This window comes from Citrobacter sp. Colony219, from assembly GCF_019382635.1.
Taxonomy (GTDB): Bacteria; Pseudomonadota; Gammaproteobacteria; order Enterobacterales; family Enterobacteriaceae; genus Citrobacter; species Citrobacter youngae.
In genome coordinates this window covers 2,075,875-2,101,325 of sequence record NZ_CP080033.1, presented here as the reverse complement: position 1 = coordinate 2,101,325, position 25,451 = coordinate 2,075,875, and the positions used below count along the sequence as shown (strand labels likewise).

Genomic DNA, 25,451 nt, shown 5'->3' with positions numbered 1-25,451 from the left:
AAATTAAAACGGTTAATTTTAAAGCAGGCTCAAATTTTATTCACCCGCCTTAGGAATTAATGGCTTGGGCGTGTTAATTTATGAGCAACTGGCGTATAAATTGTAAATTATTTGTACTAGCATAAACGAAGATTAAACGTGATGCGGCCGGTAACTCTGCTGGCCGACATCGGCTATTTGGGTAAAGTGGTAATGAGTAAACAATTCCAACATGTTTTAGTTACCCTACCCCATCCTCTGCTGCGCCTGGCCAGTTTAGGTCTGGTAGCATTTATCTTTACGCTATTTTCGCTGGAGCTGTCGCGCTTCGGTACCCAACTGGCACCGCTTTGGTTTCCAACCTCAATCATGATGGTGGCGTTTTACCGCCATGCAGGAAAAATGTGGCCCGGGATAGCGCTGGCTTGCTCATTCGGCAGCATCGGCGCGTCTTTGCTGTTTTTTCCTGGAGGCTCGCTTAACTATACTTATACGACCATCAATATTATTGAAGCGGTCGCCGGCGCGATGTTATTACGCAAACTGCTCCCCTGGTATAACCCTTTACAGAATCTGAATGACTGGGCGCGTTTGGCCTTGGGTAGCGCCGTCATCCCTCCGCTGTTAGGTGGTGTGCTGATGTGGCTACTGCTCCCGGAGGGAACCTCGTTAAATACATTTCTCATTTGGGTGCTTTCCGAATCCATCGGCGCGTTGGCGCTGGTGCCATTAGGTCTGTTATTCAAGCCTCATTATCTGCTGCGCCACCGCGATCCACGTTTACTGCTTGAGACCCTCATCACGCTGCTCGTCACCTTAACGTTCAGCTGGCTTTCCATGATGTACGTGCCGTGGCCGTTTACCTGCGTCATTGTGTTGCTGATGTGGAGCGCCGTCCGTTTGCCGCGTATGGAAGCATTTTTAATTTTCCTCAGCACCGTCCTGATGGTCTCTCTGATGCTGGCGGCCAACCCATCGCTGCTCTACACCCCGAAAGCGAATGTGATGTCAAGTATTCCGTGGCTGCCGTTTTTGATGATTCTGTTGCCAGCCAACATGATGACTATGGTGATGTACGCATTTCGGGCCGAGCGAAAACACATCTCGGAAAGCGAATCGCGTTTTCGCAATGCTATGGAATATTCCGCGATTGGCATGGCGCTGGTCGGTACCGAAGGGCAGTGGTTACAGGCAAACAAGGCGTTGTGCCAGTTTCTGGGCTACAGCCAGGAAGAGCTGAGAGCGCTGACCTTCCAGCAGCTCACCTGGCCGGAAGATCTGAATAACGACCTCGAACAACTCGGCATGTTGGTCCGTGGTGAAATCAACAGTTACTCCATGGAAAAGCGCTATTACACGCGCGCGGGCGACGTTGTCTGGGCATTGCTGGCCGTTTCGCTGGTACGCCACAGCGACAACACCCCGCTCTACTTTATTGCACAGGTTGAAGACATAAACGACCTGAAGCACACCGAGTGGATGAATAAGCGGCTGATGGAACGCATTACCCTCGCCAACGAAGCGGGCGGTATCGGTATCTGGGAGTGGGAACTGCAACCCGACGTGATCAGTTGGGATAAGCGCATGTTCGATCTCTATGAAGTCCCGCTACATATCAAACCCAGTTGGCAAGTCTGGTACGAGTGCGTCGTACCGGAAGATCGCGAGCATGCTGAAAATGTGATTCGCGACTCTCTGGCCGCACGAATTCCCTTTAAGCTCGAATTTCGTATTGCAGTACGTGACGGCGTACGCCATATCCGCTCGTTGGCTAACCGGGTACTGAATAAAGACGGAGAAGTTGAACGCTTACTCGGTATCAATTTGGATATGACCGAAGTGAAGCAGCTTAACGAAGCGCTGTACCAGGAAAAAGAGCGCCTGCACATCACGCTGGACTCAATCGGCGAAGCGGTGATTTGCATTGATGTCGACATGAACGTGACCTTCATGAACCCGGTTGCCGAGAAGATGAGCGGCTGGCAGCAGGACGACGCGATAGGTATTCCGTTACTGACAGTGCTGCGAATTACCTTTGGCGATAACGGCCCATTGATGGAAAACATCTACAGTGCCGATATGTCGCGCACTGCCATAGAGCAGGAGGTGGTTCTGCATTGCCGTAACGGCAACAGTTACGACATTCAGTACAGCATTACGCCACTCAGTACCCTTGACGGTGGTAGCATTGGCTCCGTACTGGTCATTCAGGATGTCACCGAGTCGCGTAAGATGTTACGCCAACTGAGCTACAGCGCGTCGCATGATGACCTCACCCATCTTGCTAACCGGGTCAGCTTCGAGAACCATCTGAAACAATTGCTACAAGCCGTACACAATACGCATCAGCGCCATGTTCTGGTCTTTATCGATCTGGATAGGTTTAAAGCCGTGAACGATAGCGCGGGCCATGCTGCAGGCGATGCCCTGCTGCGCGAACTGGCTTCTCTGATGCTCAGCATGCTGCGTACCAGCGATGTACTGGCTCGTCTCGGTGGCGATGAATTCGGCCTGTTGCTGCCGGATTGCAACATCGAAAGCGCTCGCTTTATCTCAGGCCGTATTATCAGCGCCATCAACGAGTATCAGTTCAGGTGGGAAGGCCGTCTGCACCGCATAGGCGCCAGTGCGGGTATTACGCTGATCGATGAGAAAAATCATGTCGCGACTGAGGTCATGTCTCAGGCAGATATCGCCTGTTATGCCGCCAAAAATAGTGGGCGTGGCCGGGTCTGCGTGTATGAACCCCAGCAAAGTCAGACGCACGCCTCACGGGAACTGCTGTCGTTTGATGAACAGAAGCACATTATTGCGCACAACCCGATGCTCATGATCGCCCGGGGAGTGGCCTCTCCACGCATTCCTGAGACATTCAGCTTCTGGCTACTCTCACTGCGCCTGGGAACAGAGGACGGTGATGTTATCGAAGAGCATATTTTCCGTACCGGACTCGTTGACCCCACGCTTAATCATGCGCTTGACCGCCGGGTTTTTAACGAATTTTTCCAGCATGCAGCGACGGCGATTGCCAGTAAGGGGCTCAGTATTGCCCTGCCCCTTTCTGCCGCCGGACTGTTGAGTACCGAACTTGTGGATGAACTTCTGGCGCAGTTGCAGCATAGTCCGCTACCACCACGCTTATTACACCTGACCATTCCAGCCGGAGTGATGAAATCGCATCCAGCTCAGAGCCTATCGGCCATTCAGCGACTTCGTCACGCGGGTTGTCGGATTATTTTAAGCCAGGTCGGACGCGACTTAGAGATTGTTGAAAACCTGAAGTTTCACACCGTCGATTACCTGTTACTCGACAGCGAGATCAGCGCCAGTGTTCACGGCAACCTGATGGATGAAATGTGGGTTTCTATTATCCAGGGTCATGCACAGCGACTGGATATCAAAACGATCGCCGGCCCCGTGCAAATGCCGCTAACTATGGACGCACTTTCTGGTATCGGTATTGATATGATCTACGGCGACATCATTGCTGATGCTCAGCCGTTGGATCTGCTACTCAATACCAGCAACTTCGCTATCAACTGACGGCTGCCACCCTTCCGTATACCAGATATGTAATAACGCATAGGAGCGCCACGGCTTCCAGCGCTCGGCATAGCGCCGGATCTGGGCTGGTGTCATGCCCGGAAAGCGTTGTTTGATCAAATAATCGTCAGGAAGAAAAACATCTTTCGCCTGCCAACCGCGTAGCGCGAAATAATTGGCAGTCCAGCGCCCTATACCGGGAAACGTTTGTAAGTGCTTTACGCCTTGCTCAATATCAACTGGTGCAACCGATGCAAGCCTTCCGGTAAGCATTGCTCGTGCCAGATGAATGAGCGCTTCGGCGCGTTTGAGCGGCATCCCTAAGGCTTTCAGATGCAAAGGCTCAGCTGCAGCCAGCGCTTGTGGTGTGGGAAAACAAACATACTCAGGCGCGTCATCAAGCCTGTCACCGTAGGCGCGTACAACTTTCGCGGTCAGTTTTGCCGCCATTGCAACGCTAACTAACTGGCCTAATATCGCCCTCACACCTTGTTCAAAGGCATCGACAGAGCCAGGCAGCCGCAGTCCAGGACGCGCTGCGCCCAGGCTGCCCAGCGCGTTAGCAATATGCTGTGGGCAACAGCGAAGATCGAACAACCGCTCAATTTTGGCGAGGCATTCTGGCGCAACGGGCTGTAACCCCGGACTTAGCCTGACCTGCAGCTGGTGTGTCTTCAGGTCAGGCACTACGCTCACCAGTCCACGATATTCACCGATAACCAGGCTTCTGGTGTAATACAGCTCCCCGACGGTTTCGACGCCATCCACCGCACGGGCGGCAAGAAACCCTAGCATCCAGGGCCAGTCATAGGGCGGCTGCCAGCTCAGTGTTAACATTCAGGTGTCCTTTTTAGTTAAACCTACAGCATAAACAGTATTCAATCGATACGCCTTGCTTTCATATTCCAGTTGTCGGGGCGGCGACATTTCGCTAAAGTCACGCCCCTTCTTCACTGGCATGGGGATTTCTACGGTGTTTATTGGTTTTGACTACGGTACGGCAAACTGTTCAGTAGCCGTAATGCGTGACGGGCAGCCACACTTGCTCAAAATGGAAAACAACAGCACGTTACTGCCCTCAATGCTTTGTGCGCCTACGCGCGAAGCGGTGAGCGAATGGTTGTATCGCCATCATGATGTCCCCACGACGGATGCCGAAACACAGGCGCTACTGAGTCGTGCAATGCGCTATAACCGCGATGAAGACATCGATGTTAGCGCCAATAGCGTGCAGTTTGGTCTGGCGTCACTGGCGCAATACATTGACGACCCGGAAGAGGTGTACTTTGTTAAATCGCCAAAATCATTCCTGGGTGCCAGCGGCCTGAAGCCGCAGCAGGTTGCGCTATTTGAGGATTTGGTTTGCGCGATGATGCTGCATATTCGCAATCAGGCGCAAAACCAGCTGCCTGAAGCGATCACCCAGGCCGTTATCGGTCGCCCGATCAACTTCCAGGGGTTAGTCGGTGATGACGCCAACGCCCAGGCGCAGGGTATTCTTGAACGTGCGGCCAAACGCGCCGGTTTTCAGGATGTCGTCTTCCAGTACGAGCCGGTAGCCGCGGGTCTGGATTTTGAAGCAACCTTGCAGGAAGAAAAACGCGTACTGGTGGTGGACATCGGCGGTGGCACCACTGACTGTTCGCTACTGCTGATGGGGCCGCAATGGCATCAGCGCGCCGATCGCGAAAACAGCCTGCTGGGACACAGCGGCTGCCGCGTGGGCGGTAACGATCTGGATATTGCGTTAGCCTTTAAACATCTGATGCCACTGCTGGGCATGGGCGGCGAAACGGAAAAAGGCATCGCATTGCCGATTTTACCCTGGTGGAACGCGGTCGCGATCAACGATGTTCCCGCGCAAAGTGATTTCTACAGTACCGCCAATGGACGTTTACTCAACGATCTTGTCCGCGACGCGCGTGAAGCAGACAAAGTGGCGCTGCTGCTTAAAGTCTGGCGTGAACGCCTGAGTTATCGCCTGGTACGCAGCGCAGAAGAGAGCAAAATTGCGCTTTCTGATCAGACAAACGTTACCGCGGCACTGCCGTTTATCAGCGAAGCGCTGGCCACCGCTATCAGCCAGCAAGGACTGGAAATGGCGTTAAATCAACCGCTGGCACGTATTCTTGAGCAGGTTCACTTAGCGCTGGATAACGCGCAGGAAAAACCGGATGTCATTTATCTGACCGGCGGTAGCGCCCGTTCACCGCTGATTAAAAAAGCCCTTGCTGAACAGCTTCCGGGGATCCCTATCGCCGGTGGCGATGATTTCGGCTCTGTCACCGCCGGACTGGCCCGCTGGGCTGACGTTGTTTTCCGCTAAGCGGCTCGCAGGCTCAAAGGTGCGCGTATTGACATCATCGTTACTGTGGCTTATTTTCAGGAGTGAGGGTTAGGGAAGGTTTCCCCTCCCCCTGGTGTCTTAGTAAGCCGGTAAGCTAATGACTAAGAGTACCACCAGTATGATGACGTACTTCATCATAACCCTTTCCTTATTTTGGCCCCTTCCTCGGGAGGGGCTTTCCCGTTCCAGCATCCCGCTGAAATCTTTGGCTTACCTCCTTTTGCCTTGACCGCACTCTAACGCACAATGACGCATTCGCTATTTTCGCCGCAAATTGTTGCGTAATGCCTCGCAAAGCCGCGCCGTCATTCAGACGAATCCCGACAGTGTTTCATAATTCCTCCATTTTTCTCCCTTGTTCACTGGCTAAACTAGTATCATTCCGCGAAACGTTTCAGGATGAGAAACTCATAACAATGAAAGGCCGTAACAAATCCCGCTGGGTGATAGTAATCGTGATCGTCGTGGCCGCCATCGCCGCCTTCTGGTTCTGGCAAAGTCGCAGCGAGCCCCAGGGAACAGCCCCCGGCGCAACCCGTCAGACGCAACCCGCTCCGACAGCGGGACGGCGAGGAATGCGTTCCGGTCCGTTGGCTCCGGTTCAGGCGGCCACGGCAGTCGAACAAGCGGTTCCACGCTATCTGACCGGGCTGGGTACCATTACTGCCGCGAACACCGCGACGGTACACAGTCGCGTGGACGGCCAACTCATCGCCATACACTTTCAGGAAGGGCAACAGGTGAAAGCCGGCGATCTGCTGGCTGAGATAGACCCCAGTCAGTTCAAAGTCGCACTGGCGCAGGCGCAGGGGCAACTGGCAAAAGATAAAGCCACGCTGGCCAATGCTCGTCGCGACCTCGCCCGCTATCAGCAGTTGGTTAAAACCAATCTGGTCTCTCGTCAGGAACTGGATGCGCAACAGGCGCTGGTCAACGAAACACAAGGGACGATAAAAGCCGATGAAGCCAGCGTCGCCAGCGCGCAATTGCAGCTCGACTGGAGCCGGGTAACGGCACCTGTTGATGGTCGGGTGGGCCTGAAGCTTGTGGATGTGGGTAACCAGATATCCAGCAGCGATACCACCGGGATTGTCGTCATTACACAAACCCATCCTATTGATCTGGTTTTCACTTTGCCAGAGAACGATATCGCGACCGTAGTACAGGCACAGAAATCGGGGACGCCACTGAAAGTTGAGGCCTGGGACCGTACCAACTCACAAAAACTGAGCGAAGGCGTGCTGCTGAGCCTCGACAACCAGATTGACGCCACCACCGGCACCATCAAAGCAAAGGCCCGCTTTAACAACCAGGACGATGCCTTGTTCCCGAATCAGTTTGTTAACGCTCGCATGCTGGTCGACACGCAGCAAAATGCCGTTGTGATCCCAACAGCCGCCCTGCAGATGGGCAACGAAGGCCACTTTGTCTGGGTGCTGAACAGCGACAACAAAGTCAGCAAACATCTGGTTAAACCGGGTATTCAGGACAGCCAAAAAGTGGTGATCGCCGCAGGGTTGTCCGCGGGCGATCGCGTCGTCACCGACGGGATTGATCGTCTGACGGAAGGCGCAAAAGTCGAGGTCGTTGAGGCGCACGACGCCTCTGTTTCCGATGAGAAAACAGCGCCACGCGGATACGGCAAAAAAGGAGCCAACTCCTGATGCAGGTGTTACCTCCCGGCAATACAGGCGGCCCGTCCCGCCTGTTTATTCTGCGCCCCGTCGCCACCACGTTGCTGATGGTCGCGATTCTGCTTGCGGGTATCATCGGCTATCGTTTCCTGCCCATTGCGGCATTGCCGGAAGTGGATTACCCCACCATTCAGGTCATAACGCTCTATCCCGGAGCCAGCCCGGATGTCATGACGTCTGCGGTTACCGCGCCGCTTGAACGTCAGTTCGGTCAGATGTCTGGCTTAAAACAGATGTCCTCGCAAAGCTCCGGTGGCGCATCGGTCGTCACGTTGCAGTTTCAACTGACCCTGCCACTGGATGTTGCCGAGCAGGAAGTTCAGGCCGCGATTAACGCCGCCACCAATTTATTACCCAGCGATCTACCTAACCCTCCGGTCTACAGCAAGGTAAACCCGGCAGATCCGCCGATCATGACGCTGGCCGTCACCTCGACCGCCATGCCGATGACGCAGGTGGAAGATATGGTCGAAACCCGCGTCGCGCAGAAAATCTCTCAGGTATCCGGCGTGGGTCTGGTAACACTTTCCGGTGGGCAACGTCCGGCGGTCCGCGTGAAGCTTAACGCACAGGCCATTGCCGCCCTCGGTTTAACCAGCGAAACCATCCGTACGGCCATCACCGGTGCCAACGTCAATTCAGCAAAAGGGAGTCTTGATGGGCCTACGCGTGCCGTTACCCTTTCAGCTAACGACCAGATGCAGTCCGCAGATGAATATCGTCAGCTCATTATTGCCTATAAAAACGGTGCGCCGGTTCGTCTGGGCGATGTCGCTACCGTCGAACAAGGGGCAGAAAACAGCTGGCTGGGTGCATGGGCAAATAAGCAACCAGCCATTGTGATGAATGTGCAGCGCCAGCCTGGGGCGAACATTATCTCCACGGCAGACAGTATCCGCCAGATGCTGCCGCAGCTCACCGAAAGCCTGCCCAAATCGGTTAAGGTCAGCGTACTTTCCGATCGTACCACCAATATTCGTGCCTCTGTGGCAGACACCCAGTTCGAGTTGATGCTGGCGATAGCGCTGGTGGTGATGATTATCTACCTGTTTCTGCGCAATGTTCCGGCGACGATTATTCCTGCAGTCGCCGTACCGTTGTCGTTAATCGGCACCTTCGCGGTGATGGTATTTCTTGATTTCTCCATCAACAACCTGACCTTAATGGCGCTCACCATCGCAACGGGCTTTGTGGTGGATGACGCTATCGTGGTTATCGAGAATATTTCGCGCTATATCGAAAAAGGGGAAAAACCGCTGACTGCCGCCCTGAAAGGCGCAGGCGAGATTGGTTTTACCATCATCTCCCTGACGTTTTCATTGATTGCGGTATTGATCCCACTGCTATTCATGGGCGATATCGTCGGGCGCTTGTTCCGTGAATTCGCCGTTACGCTGGCCGTGGCGATTCTGATTTCCGCCGTCGTTTCACTTACCCTCACGCCGATGATGTGCGCGCGTATGCTTAGTCAGGCCTCGTTGCGTAAGCAAAACCGCTTCTCCCGCGCCTCGGAGCGCATGTTCGATCGTGTGATTGCCGGGTACGGCCACTGGCTGGCAAAAGTGCTTAACCATCCGTGGCTGACGCTGAGCGTGGCGCTCGGCACGCTGGCATTGAGCGTCATGCTGTGGGTTTTCATCCCCAAAGGTTTCTTCCCAATTCAGGACAACGGCATTATTCAGGGCACGCTGCAGGCTCCACAATCCAGTTCATTTGCCAGCATGTCCGAGCGCCAGCGTCAGGTTTCAGATGTCATCCTTAAAGATCCTGCGGTAGAGAGCCTGACCGCGTTTGTTGGCGTAGATGGTACGAATCCGGCATTAAACAGCGCGCGTTTGCAAATCAACCTTAAACCGCTGGATGAACGTGACGATCGCGTGCAGAAAGTGATCGCCCGGTTACAGGACGCGGTTGACAGAGTCCCCGGCGTTGACCTCTACCTTCAGCCGACCCAGGACCTGACAATTGATACCCAGGTCAGCCGGACGCAATATCAGTTCACGCTGCAAGCAACTTCCCTGGATGCCCTCAGCACCTGGGTTCCGCAGCTGTTAGCAAAACTACAGCAGCTACCGCAACTATCCGATGTCAGCAGCGACTGGCAGGATCAAGGTCTGGTGGCGTATGTGAACGTCAATCGCGACAGCGCCAGCCGTTTAGGCATCAGCATGGCGGATGTCGATAACGCCCTGTACAACGCCTTCGGTCAGCGGCTGATTTCAACCATTTACACCCAGGCCAACCAGTATCGCGTGGTGTTAGAACATGACACCAACAATACGCCGGGGCTTGCGGCACTGGATACAATACGTCTGACCAGTAGCGACGGTGGCATAGTACCGCTCAGCGCGATCGCCAGTATTGAACAGCGTTTTGCCCCGCTGTCGATTAACCACCTCGATCAGTTCCCGGTCACCACCATCTCGTTCAACGTGCCAGACGAACATTCGCTGGGTGATGCGGTACAGGCGATTCTGGATGCCGAAAAAACGCTTAACCTGCCCGCAAATATTACTACCCAGTTCCAGGGCAGCACGCTCGCCTTCCAGGCTGCGCTGGGCAATACCATCTGGCTGATTGTGGCGGCAGTGGTCGCGATGTATATCGTGCTCGGCGTATTGTACGAAAGCTTTATTCATCCGATTACGATTCTCTCTACACTTCCCACCGCGGGTGTCGGAGCGCTGCTGGCGCTCATGATTGCCGGCAGCGAACTGGACGTCATCGCGATTATCGGCATTATTTTGCTCATCGGTATCGTCAAGAAAAACGCCATCATGATGATCGACTTTGCCCTTGCCGCTGAACGCGAACAGGGTATGGCGCCACGTGACGCCATTTTCCAGGCGTGTTTACTGCGTTTTCGCCCGATCCTGATGACTACGCTGGCAGCGCTGCTCGGCGCGTTGCCGCTGATGTTAAGTACCGGTGTGGGCGCGGAGTTACGCCGTCCGTTAGGGATTGGCATGGTTGGCGGTCTGTTGGTAAGTCAGGTATTAACTCTGTTTACCACGCCGGTGATTTATCTGCTGTTTGATCGACTGTCGCTGTACGTGAAAAGCCGCTTCCCACGTCAGGAAGAGGAAGCGTAAATGAACTTTTTCGCGCTTTTCATTCATCGTCCGGTAGCGACCATTCTCATCTCGGTGGCGATTACGCTGTGCGGCATTCTGGGCTTTCGTCTGCTGCCGGTCGCTCCACTGCCGCAGGTTGATTTCCCGGTGATTATGGTCAGCGCATCATTACCCGGTGCCTCCCCTGAAACGATGGCATCTTCGGTCGCAACTCCGCTGGAGCGCTCACTTGGGCGGATCGCGGGCGTAAATGAGATGACATCAAGCAGTTCGCTTGGCAGTACGCGCATTATTCTCGAATTTAAATTTGACCGCGACATCAACGGTGCAGCACGGGACGTACAGGCCGCCATTAACGCAGCGCAAAGCCTGCTGCCCAGCGGGATGCCCAGCCGCCCGACATATCGGAAGGCCAACCCTTCTGATGCGCCAATCATGATCCTGACGCTCACGTCTGACACATACTCACAGGGTGAACTGTACGATTTCGCATCGACGCAACTGGCGCAGACCATCGCACAAATCAATGGCGTCGGTGATGTGGATGTCGGAGGAAGCTCTCTTCCCGCCGTGCGTGTGGGGCTTAATCCGCAGGCGCTGTTTAACCAGGGTGTATCACTGGACGCAGTGCGTAGCGCGATCGACAACGCTAACGTGCGTAAGCCACAGGGCGCTATCGAAGATGAAACCCATCGCTGGCAGGTACAAACTAACGATGAGCTGAAAACCGCCGCCGAATATCAACCTATTATCATCCACTATAACAACGGCGCTGCGGTGCGGCTGGGTGACGTTGCGTCTGTAACCGACTCGGTACAGGACGTTCGTAACGCGGGGATGACCAACGCCAAACCGGCCATTCTGCTGATGATCCGCAAACTGCCGGAAGCCAATATTATTCAGACAGTAGACAGCATTCGCGCCAAATTGCCGGAATTACAAACGCTGGTCCCGGCCGCCATCGATCTGCAAATCGCCCAGGACCGTTCGCCGACTATTCGCGCCTCGCTGGAGGAAGTCGAACAAACGCTGATTATCTCCGTCGCGTTGGTTATCCTGGTGGTGTTTGTTTTCCTGCGCTCCGGGCGCGCGACCTTAATCCCCGCAGTAGCGGTTCCGGTCTCGCTGATTGGTACCTTTGCCGCCATGTATCTGTGCGGATTCAGCCTGAATAACCTGTCGTTGATGGCGTTAACCATTGCGACGGGATTTGTCGTCGATGATGCCATTGTGGTACTGGAAAATATTGCCCGCCACCTGGAAGCGGGAATGAAGCCACTCCAGGCGGCATTACAGGGTACGCGCGAAGTGGGATTCACGGTGCTCTCCATGAGCCTGTCGCTGGTGGCGGTTTTCCTGCCTCTGCTGTTAATGGGAGGATTACCTGGGCGCCTGTTGCGCGAGTTTGCCGTCACGCTGTCGGTTGCCATCGGCATTTCACTGCTGGTATCGCTGACGTTGACGCCGATGATGTGCGGCTGGATGCTTAAATCCAGCACGCCACGCGAACAATCGCGTAAGCGGGGATTTGGCCGTGTATTGGTGGCATTACAACAAAGCTACGCCACCTCGCTGAAGTGGGTGCTACGCCACACGCGCATGGTGGGCGTGGTGCTACTCGCAACCATTGCCCTGAACGTCTGGCTCTATATTTCAATCCCCAAAACCTTCTTCCCGGAGCAGGATACCGGCGTACTCATGGGCGGGATCCAGGCCGACCAGAGCATCTCTTTCCAGGCGATGCGCGGCAAACTGCAGGACTTTATGAAGATCATCCGCGACGATCCTGCGGTGAATAACGTTACCGGGTTTACCGGCGGATCACGCGTCAACAGCGGAATGATGTTTATCACCCTGAAGCCACGTGGCGAACGTCACGAAACGGCGCAACAGGTGATCGACCGCCTGCGTGTCGCGCTTGCCAAAGAACCCGGCGCAAACCTGTTTCTGATGGCGGTGCAGGATATTCGCGTCGGTGGTCGTCAGGCTAATGCCAGCTACCAATACACTCTGTTATCAGATGACCTCGCAGCACTACGCGAGTGGGAACCGAAAATCCGTAAGGCGCTTGCCGCCCTGCCCCAACTGGCTGACGTCAACTCCGATCAGCAGGACAATGGCGCGGAGATGAATCTTATCTACGATCGCGACACCATGTCTCGTCTGGGGATCGACGTCGCAGCCGCCAACAGCCTGCTGAATAACGCCTTTGGTCAGCGACAAATTTCAACCATCTATCAGCCGATGAACCAGTACAAAGTGGTGATGGAGGTCGACAGGCGTTACACCCAGGACATTAGCGCGCTGGACAAAATGTTCGTCATCAACAATGACGGTAAGGCGATCCCGTTATCGTACTTTGCCAAATGGCAACCGGCGAATGCGCCGCTATCGGTAAACCATCAGGGATTATCTGCCGCCTCAACCGTGTCGTTTAACCTGCCGACGGGTTCTTCTTTATCTGAGGCGACAGAGGCCATCAACCGAACCATGACCCAGCTCGGCGTTCCCTCCACGGTTCGCGGCAGCTTTGCCGGTACGGCGCAGGTATTTCAGGACACCATGAACTCACAGGTGATCCTGATCATCGCCGCTATTGCCACGGTCTACATCGTGCTGGGCATGCTGTATGAAAGCTATGTTCACCCGCTGACCATTCTCTCCACGCTACCTTCAGCGGGCGTTGGGGCTTTGCTGGCGCTGGAGCTGTTCAATGCCCCGTTCAGCCTAATCGCCCTGATAGGGATCATGCTATTAATTGGCATTGTGAAGAAAAACGCCATCATGATGGTCGATTTTGCGCTGGAAGCGCAGAGAAATGGCAATTTGCAGCCGGAAGAAGCGATTTTCCAGGCCTGCCTGCTGCGTTTTCGCCCAATAATGATGACCACGCTGGCGGCCCTGTTTGGTGCGCTGCCGCTGGTATTATCCGCAGGTGACGGCTCTGAACTGCGTCAACCACTGGGGATAACCATTGTTGGCGGGCTGGTTGTCAGTCAGCTCCTGACGCTGTACACCACGCCTGTGGTCTATCTCTTTTTCGACCGTCTGCGTCTGCGTTTTTCGCGTAAAAACAGCAAACCGGTAGCAGAGTTATGACAGAACTTCCCGACAGCACCCGCTGGCAACTTTGGATTGTGGCATTTGGCTTTTTTATGCAGTCGCTGGATACCACCATCGTCAACACCGCGCTTCCCTCGATGGCCAAAAGCCTCGGGGAAAGCCCACTGCATATGCACATGGTCATTGTGTCGTATGTGCTTACCGTTGCCGTAATGCTCCCCGCCAGCGGCTGGCTGGCTGATAAAATCGGTGTGCGCAATATATTCTTCACCGCTATCATTCTGTTTACGCTGGGATCGCTTTTTTGCGCCTGGTCCGGAACGCTGAATGAACTGGTGATGGCTCGCGTGTTACAAGGTGTAGGCGGCGCGATGATGGTGCCGGTCGGCAGATTGACGGTGATGAAAATCGTCCCACGCGAGCAATACATGGCGGCAATGACATTCGTCACCTTGCCCGGTCAGATTGGTCCACTTCTGGGCCCGGCATTAGGCGGTATTCTGGTTGAGTACGCCTCCTGGCACTGGATCTTTTTGATTAACATTCCGGTAGGCATTGTCGGGGCAATAGCGACGTTAATGCTGATGCCCAACTACACCATGCAAACTCGCCGTTTCGACCTTTCTGGATTCATGATGCTGGCTGTCGGCATGGCGGTACTCACCTTAGCGCTTGATGGTAGTAAGGGAACCGGCATTTCCCACATCACGCTGGCAGCACTGGTTATCTGTGGCGTACTGGCGATCCTGCTGTATCTGAAACACGCCCACAACAACCCTCGTGCACTGTTTAGCCTGCACCTGTTTCGTACACACACCTTCTCGTTAGGCCTGTTTGGCAGCTTTGCCGGGCGGATTGGTAGCGGGATGTTACCGTTCATGACCCCGGTATTCCTGCAGATTGGATTGGGCTTTTCGCCATTTCATGCTGGCTTGATGATGATCCCGATGGTGCTGGGCAGTATGGGAATGAAACGCATCGTGGTGCAGGTCGTCAACCGGTTTGGTTACCGTCGCGTACTGGTCACCACCACGCTTGGCCTGTCGATGGTCAGCTTGTTGCTGATGAGCACCGCGTTACTCGGTTGGTATTACGCCCTGCCGTTCATACTGTTCTTACAGGGAATGGTCAATTCTACCCGCTTCTCCTCAATGAACACGCTGACGCTAAAAGACCTGCCGGATGACCTCGCGAGCAGCGGCAACAGCCTGCTGTCGATGATCATGCAACTGTCGATGAGTATCGGGGTAACCATCGCCGGTCTGTTGTTAGGCATGTTCGGGCAGCAACATATCGCCATCGACAGCGCGTCTACGCATACCGTCTTTATGTATACCTGGCTGTGCATTGCGTTCCTTATCGCACTGCCCGCCATCATTTTTGCCCGCGTGCCGGACGACACGCAGACCAACGCGGTGATTTCACGGCGCAAAAGGAGTACCTGATGAAGTTCTGGCGGCCCGGTATCACCGGCAAACTGTTTCTGGCGATTTTCGCCACCTGCATTGTGTTGCTGATCAGCATGCACTGGGCCGTACGCATAAGCTTCGAACGCGGTTTTATCGACTATATTAAGCACGGTAACGAACAGCGGCTGCAAATGTTGAGTGATGCGCTCGGCGAACAGTATGAACAACATGGCAACTGGCGATTTTTGCGCAATAACGATCGGTTTGTTTTTCAGATCCTACGTTCTTTTGAACACGACAACGACGATGATAAACCGGGTCCAGGTATGCCGCCGCACGGCTGGCGTACACAGTTTTGGGTTGTCGATCAAAATGCCCACGTACTGGTCGGCCCGCGGGCTCCGGTCCCCCGCGACGGTATGCGCCATCTCATCCGCGTCAACGGTAGCGAAGTGGGTGCTGTGATTGCCTCTCCGGTGGAGCGCTTAACGCGTAATACCGATATCAATTTCGACATGCAGCAAAGACGTTCCAGCTGGCTTATCGTTGCGCTCTCCACGATCCTGGCGGCGCTGGCAACGTTTACGCTGGCGCGTAGCCTGCTGGCCCCGGTCAAACGGCTGGTGGAAGGCACGCACAAACTTGCGGCTGGTGATTTCACCACTCGCGTTGCGCCGACCAGTACGGATGAGCTGGGTAAACTGGCGCTGGACTTTAACCAGCTCGCCAGTACGCTGGAAAAAAACCAGCAGATGCGCCGTGACTTTATGGCCGATATTTCTCATGAACTGCGCACGCCGCTGGCAGTTTTGCGCGGCGAACTCGAAGCCATCCAGGATGGTGTACGTCAGTTCACGCCGGATTCGGTAGCCTCACTGCAGGCCGAAGTCGGTACGCTCACCAAACTGGTAGACGATCTCCATCAGCTTTCTATGTCTGATGAAGGTGCGCTGGCCTATCAGAAAACCTCGCTGGACCTGATCCCTCTGCTGGAAGTGGCCAGCGGCGCGTTTCGTGAACGTTTTGCCAGCCGTGGACTGACGATCCAACTTTCACTCCCGGACAGCATGACAGTCTTTGGCGACAGGGATCGCCTGATGCAACTGTTTAACAACCTACTGGAAAACAGCCTGCGCTACACCGACAGCGGTGGCGGTCTGCATATCAGCGCCGAACAGCGCGAGCGGATGGTGTTATTAACCTTCGCCGATTCCGCCCCCGGCGTTAGCGACGAACAGCTACAGAAGCTGTTTGAACGATTTTATCGCACCGAAGGCTCGCGTAACCGCGCCAGCGGAGGTTCCGGACTGGGGCTGGCGATTTGCGTCAATATCGTACAAGCGCATAATGGTCTGATCCGCGCCGCCCATTCGCCTTTTGGCGGGGTTAGCATTACAGTAGAATTACCGCTGGAACGCGATTTACAGAGAGATGTATGACTGAGTTACCCATTGATGAAAACACGCCGCGTATTCTGATCGTGGAAGACGAACCCAAGCTGGGGCAACTGCTAATTGACTACCTGCGTGCGGCAAGCTATGCCCCTACGCTCATCAATCACGGTGATCTGGTGTTGCCTTACGTACGCCAGACGCCGCCCGATCTGATCTTGTTAGATCTGATGTTGCCAGGTACCGACGGTCTGACTCTGTGTCGGGAGATTCGTCGCTTCTCGGAAGTCCCCATCATGATGGTGACCGCCAAAATCGAAGAGATTGACCGCCTGCTGGGGCTGGAGATCGGCGCCGATGACTACATTTGTAAACCGTACAGCCCGCGGGAAGTCGTCGCGCGAGTGAAAACGATCCTGCGCCGTTGCAAGCCGCAGCGCGAACTGCAACAAATGGATGCAGACAGCCCGCTGATTGTCGATGAAGGTCGTTTTCAGGCGTCCTGGCGTGGGAAAATGCTCGACTTAACACCCGCCGAATTCCGCTTACTCAAAACGCTGTCGCATGAACCGGGAAAAGTGTTCTCCCGCGAACAGTTGCTTAATCATCTCTACGACGATTACCGCGTGGTTACCGACCGCACTATCGACAGCCATATCAAGAACCTGCGCCGTAAACTGGAATCGCTTGATACAGAGCAGTCGTTTATCCGCGCGGTCTATGGCGTAGGATATCGCTGGGAAGCCGATGCCTGCCGGATTGCTTAATCTGCCAGAAGTCAAAAAGGCCGGGTAAGGCGAAACGCCCACCCGGCACAATAACTTTACCTACCCGTCACGCAGCGATACAATGCCCGCCCTTAATATGGGGGCACTCCCCCAACCGCTTCATTCAGTGAAGCGAGTCTGACCTGTCATCAGAACGAGAAAACTATGTTTAAACCGGAACTCCTTTCCCCGGCGGGAACGCTGAAAAATATGCGTTACGCTTTCGCCTATGGCGCAGATGCTGTGTATGCGGGCCAACCGCGTTATTCTCTGCGTGTACGCAACAACGAATTCAACCACGAAAACCTGCAGCTCGGCATTAATGAAGCCCATGAACTGGGTAAAAAATTCTATGTGGTGGTTAACATTGCCCCGCATAACGCCAAGCTGAAAACCTTCATTCGTGACCTGAAACCCGTTGTGGAAATGGGGCCGGATGCGCTGATCATGTCCGATCCAGGGCTTATCATGCTGGTGCGCGAAAACTTTCCGGAGATGGACATTCACCTTTCAGTACAGGCTAACGCCGTAAACTGGGCAACGGTGAAATTCTGGAAACAAATGGGGCTGACCCGCGTGATCCTGTCTCGCGAACTGTCGCTGGAAGAAATTGAAGAGATCCGCACCCAGGTTCCGGATATGGAGCTTGAAATCTTCGTGCACGGTGCGCTGTGCATGGCCTACTCCGGCCGTTGCCTGCTCTCCGGCTACATCAACAAACGCGACCCTAACCAGGGTACCTGTACCAATGCCTGCCGCTGGGAATACAACGTGCAGGAAGGGAAAGAAGATGTAGTGGGTAATATCGTACACAAATATGAACCCATACCGGTACAAAACGTGGAACCGACGCTTGGGATCGGCGCGCCTACGGACAAAGTGTTTATGATTGAAGAAGCCCAGCGTCCGGGTGAATACATGACCGCGTTCGAAGACGAACACGGTACTTACATCATGAACTCAAAAGATTTACGCGCAATTGCCCACGTTGAACGCCTGACCCAGATGGGCGTGCATTCGCTGAAAATCGAAGGCCGTACCAAGTCTTACTATTACTGCGCCCGTACCGCACAGGTCTATCGTAAAGCCATTGACGATGCTGCAGCCGGTAAACCGTTCGATCCGCAACTGCTGGAAACACTGGAAGGCCTGGCGCACCGTGGTTATACCGAAGGATTCCTGCGCCGCCATACGCATGACGACTATCAGAACTACGAATACGGTTTTTCTGTTTCCGAACGTCAGCAGTTTGTCGGCGAATTCACCGGCGAACGCAAAGGCGATCTGGCCGCTGTACTGGTGAAAAACAAATTCACCGTCGGTGACAGTCTGGAGCTGATGACGCCTCAGGGTAACGTCAATTTCACCCTTGAGCAGATGGAAAACGCGAAAGGCGAAGCTATGCCAGTTGCGCCTGGTGATGGTTATACCGTATGGATGCCCGTACCGCAGGATATCGATCTGAATTATGCATTGTTGATGCGTAATTTTGCCGGTGAGTCCACGCGCAACCCGCATGCTAAGTAGTTAATTACGGTTATTTTTCAGCGTTCGGAAGATTCTTAGAAATCGATCACATACCGTTTCGTTCATTAAGGGTATTATCCCACCCGCTGAAAAACATAACCCATAAATGCTAGCTGTACCAGGAACCACCTCCTTAGCCTGCGTAATCTCCCTTACGCAGGCTTATTTTTTGCCTGCCGTTTATACTCTCCGAGTCCCCCCAATTCAAATCACTACTTTCAGGCGAAAAAAAACCGGGCATTACACCCGGTTTATCATGTAATTAGAAATTAATGGGCAGCTTCTGGCTTGTGCTTTTGCGCACTCTGGAAACCATAGGTCAGCTCATTTTTTTCTTTGTCCAGTGCGACGGTAACCTGACCGCCATCCACCAGCGAACCAAACAGCAATTCGTTGGCCAATGGTTTTTTCAGGTTGTCCTGAACCACTCGCGTCATCGGACGTGCGCCCATTGCGCGGTCGTAGCCTTTTTCCGCCAGCCAGTTACGTGCTTCCTGACTCACTTCCAGAGAGACACCTTTCTGATCCAGTTGAACCTGCAGCTCGACAATAAATTTATCCACCACCTGATGAATCACCTCAGTAGAGAGATGATCGAACCAGATAATGTTGTCGAGGCGGTTACGGAATTCCGGCGTAAACACTTTTTTGATTTCGCCCATCGCATCAGTACTGTTGTCCTGATGAATAAGCCCAATCGATTTACGCTCAGTTTCACGTACCCCGGCGTTGGTCGTCATCACCAGCACCACGTTGCGGAAATCCGCTTTACGCCCGTTATTGTCGGTCAGCGTACCGTTATCCATCACCTGCAGCAGCAGGTTGAAGACGTCCGGGTGCGCTTTTTCGATTTCATCCAGCAACAGTACCGCATGAGGATGTTTAATCACCGCATCGGTCAGTAAACCACCCTGGTCAAAACCGACATAACCCGGAGGCGCACCAATCAGGCGGCTGACGGTGTGGCGCTCCATATATTCGGACATATCGAAACGCAGCAGCTCAATGCCGAGCGCTTTGGACAGTTGTACCGTGACCTCGGTCTTACCAACGCCAGTCGGCCCGGCAAACAGGAACGACCCGACCGGTTTATGCTCGTGTCCCAGACCAGCACGGCTCATTTTGATCGCTTCGGTCAGTGCTTCAATGGCTTTATCCTGCCCGAATACCAGCATTTTCAGACGGTTGCCCAGATTTTTCAGCGTATCACGATCGCTCTGCGAAACGCTCTTCTCCGGGATCCGCGCAATGCGGGCCACGACGGACTCGATATCTGCCACGTTGACGGTTTTCTTGCGCTTGCTGACCGGCATCAGACGCGCACGTGCGCCCGCTTCATCAATCACGTCAATCGCTTTATCCGGCAGATGACGATCGTTAATGTATTTCACCGCCAGTTCGACCGCTGCACGTACCGCTTTGGCGGTGTAGCGAACATCATGGTGCGCTTCGTACTTCGGTTTCAGACCGTTGATGATCTGCACGGTCTCTTCCACTGACGGCTCAGTGATATCGATTTTCTGGAAGCGACGTGCTAACGCACGGTCTTTCTCAAAGATATTGCTGAACTCCTGATAAGTGGTTGAACCTATCACACGGATTTTCCCGCTGGAGAGCAGCGGCTTGATCAGATTAGCCGCATCCACCTGGCCGCCCGATGCCGCACCCGCACCGATAATGGTGTGGATCTCATCGATAAACAGAATGCTGTTGGTATCCTGTTCCAGTTGTTTCAGCAGCGCCTTAAAGCGTTTTTCAAAATCGCCGCGGTACTTGGTACCAGCCAGCAGCGAACCGATATCCAGAGAGTAAAGGGTGCAATCAGCCATCACTTCCGGCACGTCGCCCTGGACGATACGCCAGGCGAGACCTTCGGCAATGGCGGTTTTACCGACACCAGACTCTCCCACCAGCAGCGGGTTGTTTTTTCTGCGACGGCACAGGACCTGAATGGCGCGCTCCAGCTCTTTGTCCCGGCCAATGAGCGGATCAATTCCGCCCACACGGGCAAGCTGGTTAAGGTTAGTCGTGAAGTTCTCCATACGGTCCTCCCCGCCAGCTTGCTCTTCGTTATTTGGCTGATTCCCAGAGTCAGAAGATTGACTCGGTTCGTCTTTACGCGTGCCATGAGAAATGAAATTCACCACGTCCAGGCGACTGACTTCATGCTTACGCAGCAGATAGGCCGCCTGTGACTCCTGCTCGCTGAAAATAGCGACCAGCACATTCGCGCCGGTCACTTCATTGCGCCCGGAGGACTGAACATGAAAGACAGCGCGTTGCAAAACACGCTGAAAACTCAACGTCGGCTGCGTGTCGCGCTCTTCTTCGCTGGCAGGCAATACGGGTGTGGTTTGTTCAATGAAGGCTTCGAGTTCCTGACGGAGCGCCACCAGATCCACAGAACACGCTTCCAGCGCTTCACGGGCCGATGGGTTACTGAGCAACGCCAGTAACAAGTGCTCGACGGTCATAAACTCATGTCGGTGCTCGCGCGCTCTGGCGAAAGCCATGTTTAAACTGAGTTCCAGTTCTTGATTGAGCATAGGCACCTCCCCCAATATTTATGCCTGCATTCAGGCTTTTTCCAGCGTACACAGCAACGGATGCTCGTTTTCCCTCGCATATTTGTTCACCATCGCCACTTTGGTTTCAGCAACCTCGGCGGTAAATACGCCGCAGATGGCTTTACCTTGATAGTGAACAGCAAGCATCAGTTGCGTTGCACGTTCTACATCATAAGAAAAGAATTTTTGTAACACGTCAATAACAAACTCCATCGGAGTGTAATCATCATTGACTAATATCACTTTATACATAGATGGCGGTTTTAGCGCGTCGCGCAATTTGTCTTCCGCCAGCTGTTCGAAATCCAGCCAGTCGTTCGTCTTACCCATTGTCAGTCGTCATCTTCAGTTACGGTTACCGGCAGAATAACTTGCCGCTGACAAGAGCCTATGCGCACAATCAATCTACCTCAAGTATTAGATAACTATCATCTATCAGTGCCATCCGCGACATCTGTCACATATCCGACAATAGCGTTAACTGCTTCAAATTTTGATGCATTTTTACCCTATTCCACCTGCCTGGCGCTTGACGCCTCGCCTGATTTCTCTAAATTGTAGTTTCGAGAGTTGGCGAGGTTTTGAACAGCCCCCACTCCGCCACCGGTTCATTCCATCTTACTTATATAAGATTTACGAAGGATGTCGAAGTATGGAAACGGGTACTGTTAAGTGGTTCAACAATGCCAAAGGGTTTGGTTTCATCTGCCCCGAAGGCGGTGGTGAAGATATCTTCGCCCATTACTCCACCATTCAGATGGATGGTTACAGAACGCTAAAAGCCGGACAGTCTGTCCAGTTTGATGTCCACCAGGGGCCAAAAGGCAATCATGCCAGTCTTATCGTGCCCGTCATTGAAGCAGAAGCTGTCGCATAGCTCTTCTGTCTCATTGTGTACATCCCGCAGACAAAATGCCAGCCCCTAAGGCTGGCATTTTTATTTCTTATGCAATACAACGCGTTATTCTCGTGCCAGAGCATCAACGGGATCCAGACGCGCTGCATTACGGGCCGGAAGCCAGCCAAACAAAATTCCGGTGGCGGTTGAACACAGGAAAGCCGTTAGCAGCGCGACAGGAGAGAAACCAATTTCCCACCCAGGCAGGAACAGCTGTAACGTAAAGGCAATTAACATCGACAAACTGATGCCGAGCGCGCCGCCCACCAGACACACCAGCACAGCCTCAATTAAGAACTGTTGTAACACATCGCTGGCCCGCGCACCCACGGCCATCCGAATACCGATTTCACGCGTACGCTCTGTCACCGATACCAGCATAATGTTCATCACACCGATCCCGCCCACCACCAGCGAAATCACCGCCACCAGCGTCAGAAAGAGCTGTAATGTACGTGTGGTTTTTTCGGCGGTTTTCAAGATGCCATCCATGTTCCAGGTGAAGAAATCTTTTTTGCCATGACGCAGCGATAACAGACGGGTGAGTTGCTGCTCGGCCTGGGCGCTATCAAAACCCTCTTTTACCCGCACGGTAATAGAGTTTAACCACGATTGCCCCATGATCCGCCCTGACATGGTGCTGTATGGCAGCCAGACGCGCAGGATCTTGCTGCTGCCAAACATCGATTGTTTTTCTTCCGCGACGCCAATAACGGTGGCTGGCATATTTCCCACCAGAATAACCTCACCCACCACTTTTGCTTTGCTGGGGAACAACTGACGTCGGGTATTGCTGTCGAGCACCACCACCTGCGCCCTCCCCGCCAGCTGTTCTGCATTAAAGGTGGCGCCTTCACTGAACGTCATGCCATAGACGTTGAAGTAATCACCGCTAACGCCGTTTGCGCTGGCGGCGACATCAATATTGCCATAGCGCAGGCGTAGGTTCTTCGATACCGCAGGCGTAACGGAACTGACCCAGGGTTGCTTCTGAATCGCGACTAAATCGTCATACTTCAGCGCCTGCTGATATTGTGGGTCGTCATCACCGAAATCTTTGCCCGGATAGATATCGATAGTATTCGTACCAATCGCCCGGATGTCTGCCAGCACCAGCTGTTTTGCCGCATCGCCCACCACCACAATCGACACCACCGAAGCGATGCCGATGATAATACCCAGCATTGTGAGCAGTGTACGCATCTTGTTGGCGGCCATGGCCAGCCATGCCATGGTCAATGCTTCACGAAAACCGCTGACAAACTGGCTCCAGCCAGAAGCCGTCGTCACCGTTGGTTCATCAATATCACGTCCGGCAGTGGGCTTTTGTGGTGGTGGATTACGCACAATCTCGCCATCACGAATTTCAATGACACGTTCTGCCTGGGCGGCAACCTGGCTGTCGTGCGTGACGATAATTACCGTATGCCCGCGATCGCGTAGCTGATGCAGAATAGCCATCACCTCCTCGCCGGAGTGGCTGTCCAACGCGCCAGTGGGTTCATCGGCCAGAATAACCTGACCACCATTCATCAACGCACGCGCAATACTGACACGTTGCTGCTGACCACCGGAAAGATGGGAAGGCTGATAATCAACCCGGTCGCCCAATCCCAGGCGCTGAAGTAATTCCTGAGCACGCGCCAGACGCTGCTTACGTTCAGTCCCGGCATACACCGCCGGGACCTCTACGTTTTGTGCCGCCGTTAAATGTGACAGCAAATGATAACGCTGGAAGATAAAGCCGAAATGCTCACGCCGCAGTTGCGCTAACGCATCGCTATCCAGTGTAGAAACATCCCGCCCCGCAACCCGATAGGTTCCACTGGTCGGCTTGTCCAGGCATCCCAGAATGTTCATCAGCGTCGATTTACCCGAGCCTGACGCCCCGACAATCGCCACCATTTCACCGGCCTGAATGCGTAAGGAAACGTCCTTTAATACCTCAACCTGTCCCTCGCCTGACGGGTAACTACGGCGGATATTGCTCAACTCAAGCAATGCCGTCATTGTGCTACTCCCGCTTTACCCTCACCGGTGATAACTTCATCACCCTCTTCCAACCCTTTCACAATCTCTACGTCGGTATCATTACGGGCACCGATGACCACCTCGCGCTCGCGGGTTTCACCATTGCGCAGCAGCCTGACGTTATAGCGGTTGTTGCCAATAGGATCGCCCAACGCCGACAGCGGGATCGTCAGTACATTTTTAACGTCTGTGAGCTGGATGTGCACCTGCGCGGTCATATCAAGGCGCAGGATCCCTTTCGGGTTAGGCACTTCGAAGCGGGCGTAGTAGAAAATGGCGTCATTCACCTTCTCAGGCGTCGGCAGGACATCTTTGAGCACGCCTTCATACCGTGTCTGCGGATCGCCCAGCACAGTGAACCAGGCTTTTTGGCCTGGCTGCAGGTGAATAACATCTGCCTCGGAGACCTGCGCTTTTACCAGCATGGTGCCCATATCTGCCAACGTCAAAATGTTGGGTGCCTGCTGGGCGGCAATCACGGTTTGCCCCTGGAGGGTGGTGATTTGCGTCACTTCACCCGCCATTGGCGCGACGATTCGCGTGTAATCGAGGTTCGTTTTTGCCGTATCAAGGGAAGCCTGATTACGCTTAATTTGTGCATCAATAGTGCCAATCTGTGCCTGCTTGACCGCCATTTCGGTCGCTGCCGTGTCGAGATCCTGCTGCGAAACCGCCTGCGTTTTCGCCAGTTGTTGCTGACGAGAAAGCGTTACGCGCGCCAGTTTCCACTCAGCTTCGGCCTGTAAACGCTGAGCCCGCAGCTCCATGAGCGTCGCTTCTACTTCTTTGATTTGGTTTTGCGCCTGCTCAGGATCGATAACGCCGAGCAACTGATCTTTTTTAACTTTATCGCCGATGGCTACTGACAGCGTTTTTAACTGCCCACTCACTTGTGCACCAACATCAACTTTGCGTAACGCATCCAGTTTCCCGGTAGCCAGCACACTTTGCTGGAGATCGCCTGGACGTACAATTAACGTTTGATACTGTGGTAGTGGCGCATTAAGCGTTCGCCAAAGTGAAATCATCGCCACAATAATGATGATGGCGAGCAGAAAATAACGTTTTTTAATTTTTCCCTTGAGCTTCATAAATGTCCCAGTGTCCCCCAATACGCCTACCAGAGTGGAGTGATAACCATCAACGATAAATTAACAGACG

At 53.9% G+C, this 25,451-nt stretch carries 16 protein-coding genes; 10 read left to right on the top strand and 6 right to left on the bottom strand.

Annotated features, from left to right (window positions below; genetic code table 11):
* Positions 1 to 192 precede the first annotated feature (192 nt).
* Positions 193 to 3,522 (top strand): diguanylate cyclase, encoded by a 3,330-nt coding sequence (locus tag JTI85_RS09150; RefSeq protein WP_219352573.1) that lies wholly within the window; start codon positions 193 to 195, stop codon positions 3,520 to 3,522.
* Here JTI85_RS09150 and alkA read toward each other — a convergent pair.
* Positions 3,490 to 4,359 (bottom strand): DNA-3-methyladenine glycosylase 2, encoded by an 870-nt coding sequence (gene alkA, locus JTI85_RS09145; RefSeq protein WP_048212048.1) that lies wholly within the window; start codon positions 4,357 to 4,359, stop codon positions 3,490 to 3,492. The genes JTI85_RS09150 and alkA overlap by 33 nt on opposite strands.
* Positions 4,360 to 4,495: 136 nt before the next feature.
* On the opposite strand from alkA, the gene yegD reads away from it, so the two are divergent.
* Positions 4,496 to 5,848, top strand: a complete 1,353-nt coding sequence (yegD, locus tag JTI85_RS09140) for a molecular chaperone (protein ID WP_219352461.1) — start codon at positions 4,496 to 4,498, stop codon at positions 5,846 to 5,848.
* Positions 5,849 to 5,947: 99 nt separating this feature from the next.
* On the opposite strand, the gene JTI85_RS21750 is transcribed toward yegD, so the two are convergent.
* Positions 5,948 to 6,007 (bottom strand): type I toxin-antitoxin system Ibs family toxin, encoded by a 60-nt coding sequence (locus JTI85_RS21750; protein ID WP_350203163.1) that lies wholly within the window; start codon positions 6,005 to 6,007, stop codon positions 5,948 to 5,950.
* Between the two features lie 278 nt (positions 6,008 to 6,285).
* Here JTI85_RS21750 and JTI85_RS09130 point away from each other — a divergent pair, with 278 nt between their 5' ends.
* The 7 genes from JTI85_RS09130 (at position 6,286) to yegQ (ending at position 18,794) form a co-directional block, all read left to right on the top strand.
* Positions 6,286 to 7,533, top strand: a complete 1,248-nt coding sequence (locus JTI85_RS09130; protein ID WP_219352460.1) for an MdtA/MuxA family multidrug efflux RND transporter periplasmic adaptor subunit — start codon at positions 6,286 to 6,288, stop codon at positions 7,531 to 7,533.
* Positions 7,533 to 10,655, top strand: a complete 3,123-nt coding sequence (locus tag JTI85_RS09125) for an MdtB/MuxB family multidrug efflux RND transporter permease subunit (RefSeq protein WP_219352459.1) — start codon at positions 7,533 to 7,535, stop codon at positions 10,653 to 10,655. The genes JTI85_RS09130 and JTI85_RS09125 overlap by 1 nt, the downstream gene beginning before the upstream one ends.
* Entirely contained in the window at positions 10,656 to 13,736 is a 3,081-nt protein-coding gene (gene mdtC / locus JTI85_RS09120) for a multidrug efflux RND transporter permease subunit MdtC (RefSeq protein ID WP_116360253.1), read from the top strand.
* Positions 13,733 to 15,145, top strand: coding sequence for an MFS transporter (locus JTI85_RS09115; protein WP_048212053.1), 1,413 nt, complete (start codon positions 13,733 to 13,735; stop codon positions 15,143 to 15,145). Before mdtC ends, JTI85_RS09115 begins: the two co-directional genes overlap by 4 nt.
* A complete protein-coding gene (baeS, locus tag JTI85_RS09110) occupies positions 15,145 to 16,548 on the top strand; it encodes a two-component system sensor histidine kinase BaeS (RefSeq protein ID WP_219352457.1) in 1,404 nt (467 codons plus the stop codon). The genes JTI85_RS09115 and baeS overlap by 1 nt, the downstream gene beginning before the upstream one ends.
* Entirely contained in the window at positions 16,545 to 17,267 is a 723-nt protein-coding gene (baeR, locus tag JTI85_RS09105; protein WP_008785214.1) for a two-component system response regulator BaeR, read from the top strand. The genes baeS and baeR overlap by 4 nt, the downstream gene beginning before the upstream one ends.
* Positions 17,268 to 17,432: 165 nt before the next feature.
* Entirely contained in the window at positions 17,433 to 18,794 is a 1,362-nt protein-coding gene (gene yegQ / locus JTI85_RS09100) for a tRNA 5-hydroxyuridine modification protein YegQ (RefSeq protein WP_048212055.1), read from the top strand.
* Positions 18,795 to 19,063: 269 nt separating this feature from the next.
* On the opposite strand, the gene clpA is transcribed toward yegQ, so the two are convergent.
* A complete protein-coding gene (gene clpA, locus JTI85_RS09095; protein ID WP_048212056.1) occupies positions 19,064 to 21,340 on the bottom strand; it encodes an ATP-dependent Clp protease ATP-binding subunit ClpA in 2,277 nt (758 codons plus the stop codon).
* A 30-nt stretch (positions 21,341 to 21,370) separates the two neighbouring features.
* Positions 21,371 to 21,691: an ATP-dependent Clp protease adapter ClpS gene (gene clpS / locus JTI85_RS09090; protein WP_005128368.1), complete on the bottom strand. Its 321-nt coding sequence runs from the start codon at positions 21,689 to 21,691 to the stop codon at positions 21,371 to 21,373.
* A 322-nt stretch (positions 21,692 to 22,013) separates the two neighbouring features.
* On the opposite strand from clpS, the gene cspD reads away from it, so the two are divergent.
* A complete protein-coding gene (cspD, locus tag JTI85_RS09085; protein WP_005128369.1) occupies positions 22,014 to 22,238 on the top strand; it encodes a cold shock-like protein CspD in 225 nt (74 codons plus the stop codon).
* 84 nt (positions 22,239 to 22,322) lie between these two features.
* Here cspD and macB read toward each other — a convergent pair whose 3' ends face one another.
* Together macB and macA are read right to left on the bottom strand one after the other, a co-directional pair.
* On the bottom strand, positions 22,323 to 24,269 hold the full coding sequence (gene macB / locus JTI85_RS09080; protein ID WP_219352455.1) for a macrolide ABC transporter ATP-binding protein/permease MacB: 1,947 nt from the start codon (positions 24,267 to 24,269) through the stop codon (positions 22,323 to 22,325).
* Positions 24,266 to 25,381, bottom strand: coding sequence for a macrolide transporter subunit MacA (macA, locus tag JTI85_RS09075; protein WP_048212058.1), 1,116 nt, complete (start codon positions 25,379 to 25,381; stop codon positions 24,266 to 24,268). The genes macB and macA overlap by 4 nt, the downstream gene beginning before the upstream one ends.
* Positions 25,382 to 25,451: the final 70 nt, after the last annotated feature.

Excerpts from the sequence above, each read along its gene's own strand:
- cspD (WP_005128369.1), top strand. The coding sequence starts at position 22,014 with ATGGAAACGGGTACTGTTAAGTGGTTCAACAATGCCAAAGGGTTTGGT.
- clpS (WP_005128368.1), bottom strand. The coding sequence starts at position 21,691 with ATGGGTAAGACGAACGACTGGCTGGATTTCGAACAGCTGGCGGAAGAC.
- baeR (WP_008785214.1), top strand. The coding sequence starts at position 16,545 with ATGACTGAGTTACCCATTGATGAAAACACGCCGCGTATTCTGATCGTG.
- JTI85_RS09150 (WP_219352573.1), top strand. The coding sequence starts at position 193 with ATGAGTAAACAATTCCAACATGTTTTAGTTACCCTACCCCATCCTCTG.
- JTI85_RS09125 (WP_219352459.1), top strand. The coding sequence starts at position 7,533 with ATGCAGGTGTTACCTCCCGGCAATACAGGCGGCCCGTCCCGCCTGTTT.
- JTI85_RS09130 (WP_219352460.1), top strand. The coding sequence starts at position 6,286 with ATGAAAGGCCGTAACAAATCCCGCTGGGTGATAGTAATCGTGATCGTC.
- yegQ (WP_048212055.1), top strand. The coding sequence starts at position 17,433 with ATGTTTAAACCGGAACTCCTTTCCCCGGCGGGAACGCTGAAAAATATG.
- baeS (WP_219352457.1), top strand. The coding sequence starts at position 15,145 with ATGAAGTTCTGGCGGCCCGGTATCACCGGCAAACTGTTTCTGGCGATT.
- clpA (WP_048212056.1), bottom strand. The coding sequence starts at position 21,340 with ATGCTCAATCAAGAACTGGAACTCAGTTTAAACATGGCTTTCGCCAGA.
- alkA (WP_048212048.1), bottom strand. The coding sequence starts at position 4,359 with ATGTTAACACTGAGCTGGCAGCCGCCCTATGACTGGCCCTGGATGCTA.
- macB (WP_219352455.1), bottom strand. The coding sequence starts at position 24,269 with ATGACGGCATTGCTTGAGTTGAGCAATATCCGCCGTAGTTACCCGTCA.
- JTI85_RS09115 (WP_048212053.1), top strand. The coding sequence starts at position 13,733 with ATGACAGAACTTCCCGACAGCACCCGCTGGCAACTTTGGATTGTGGCA.
- mdtC (WP_116360253.1), top strand. The coding sequence starts at position 10,656 with ATGAACTTTTTCGCGCTTTTCATTCATCGTCCGGTAGCGACCATTCTC.
- macA (WP_048212058.1), bottom strand. The coding sequence starts at position 25,381 with ATGAAGCTCAAGGGAAAAATTAAAAAACGTTATTTTCTGCTCGCCATC.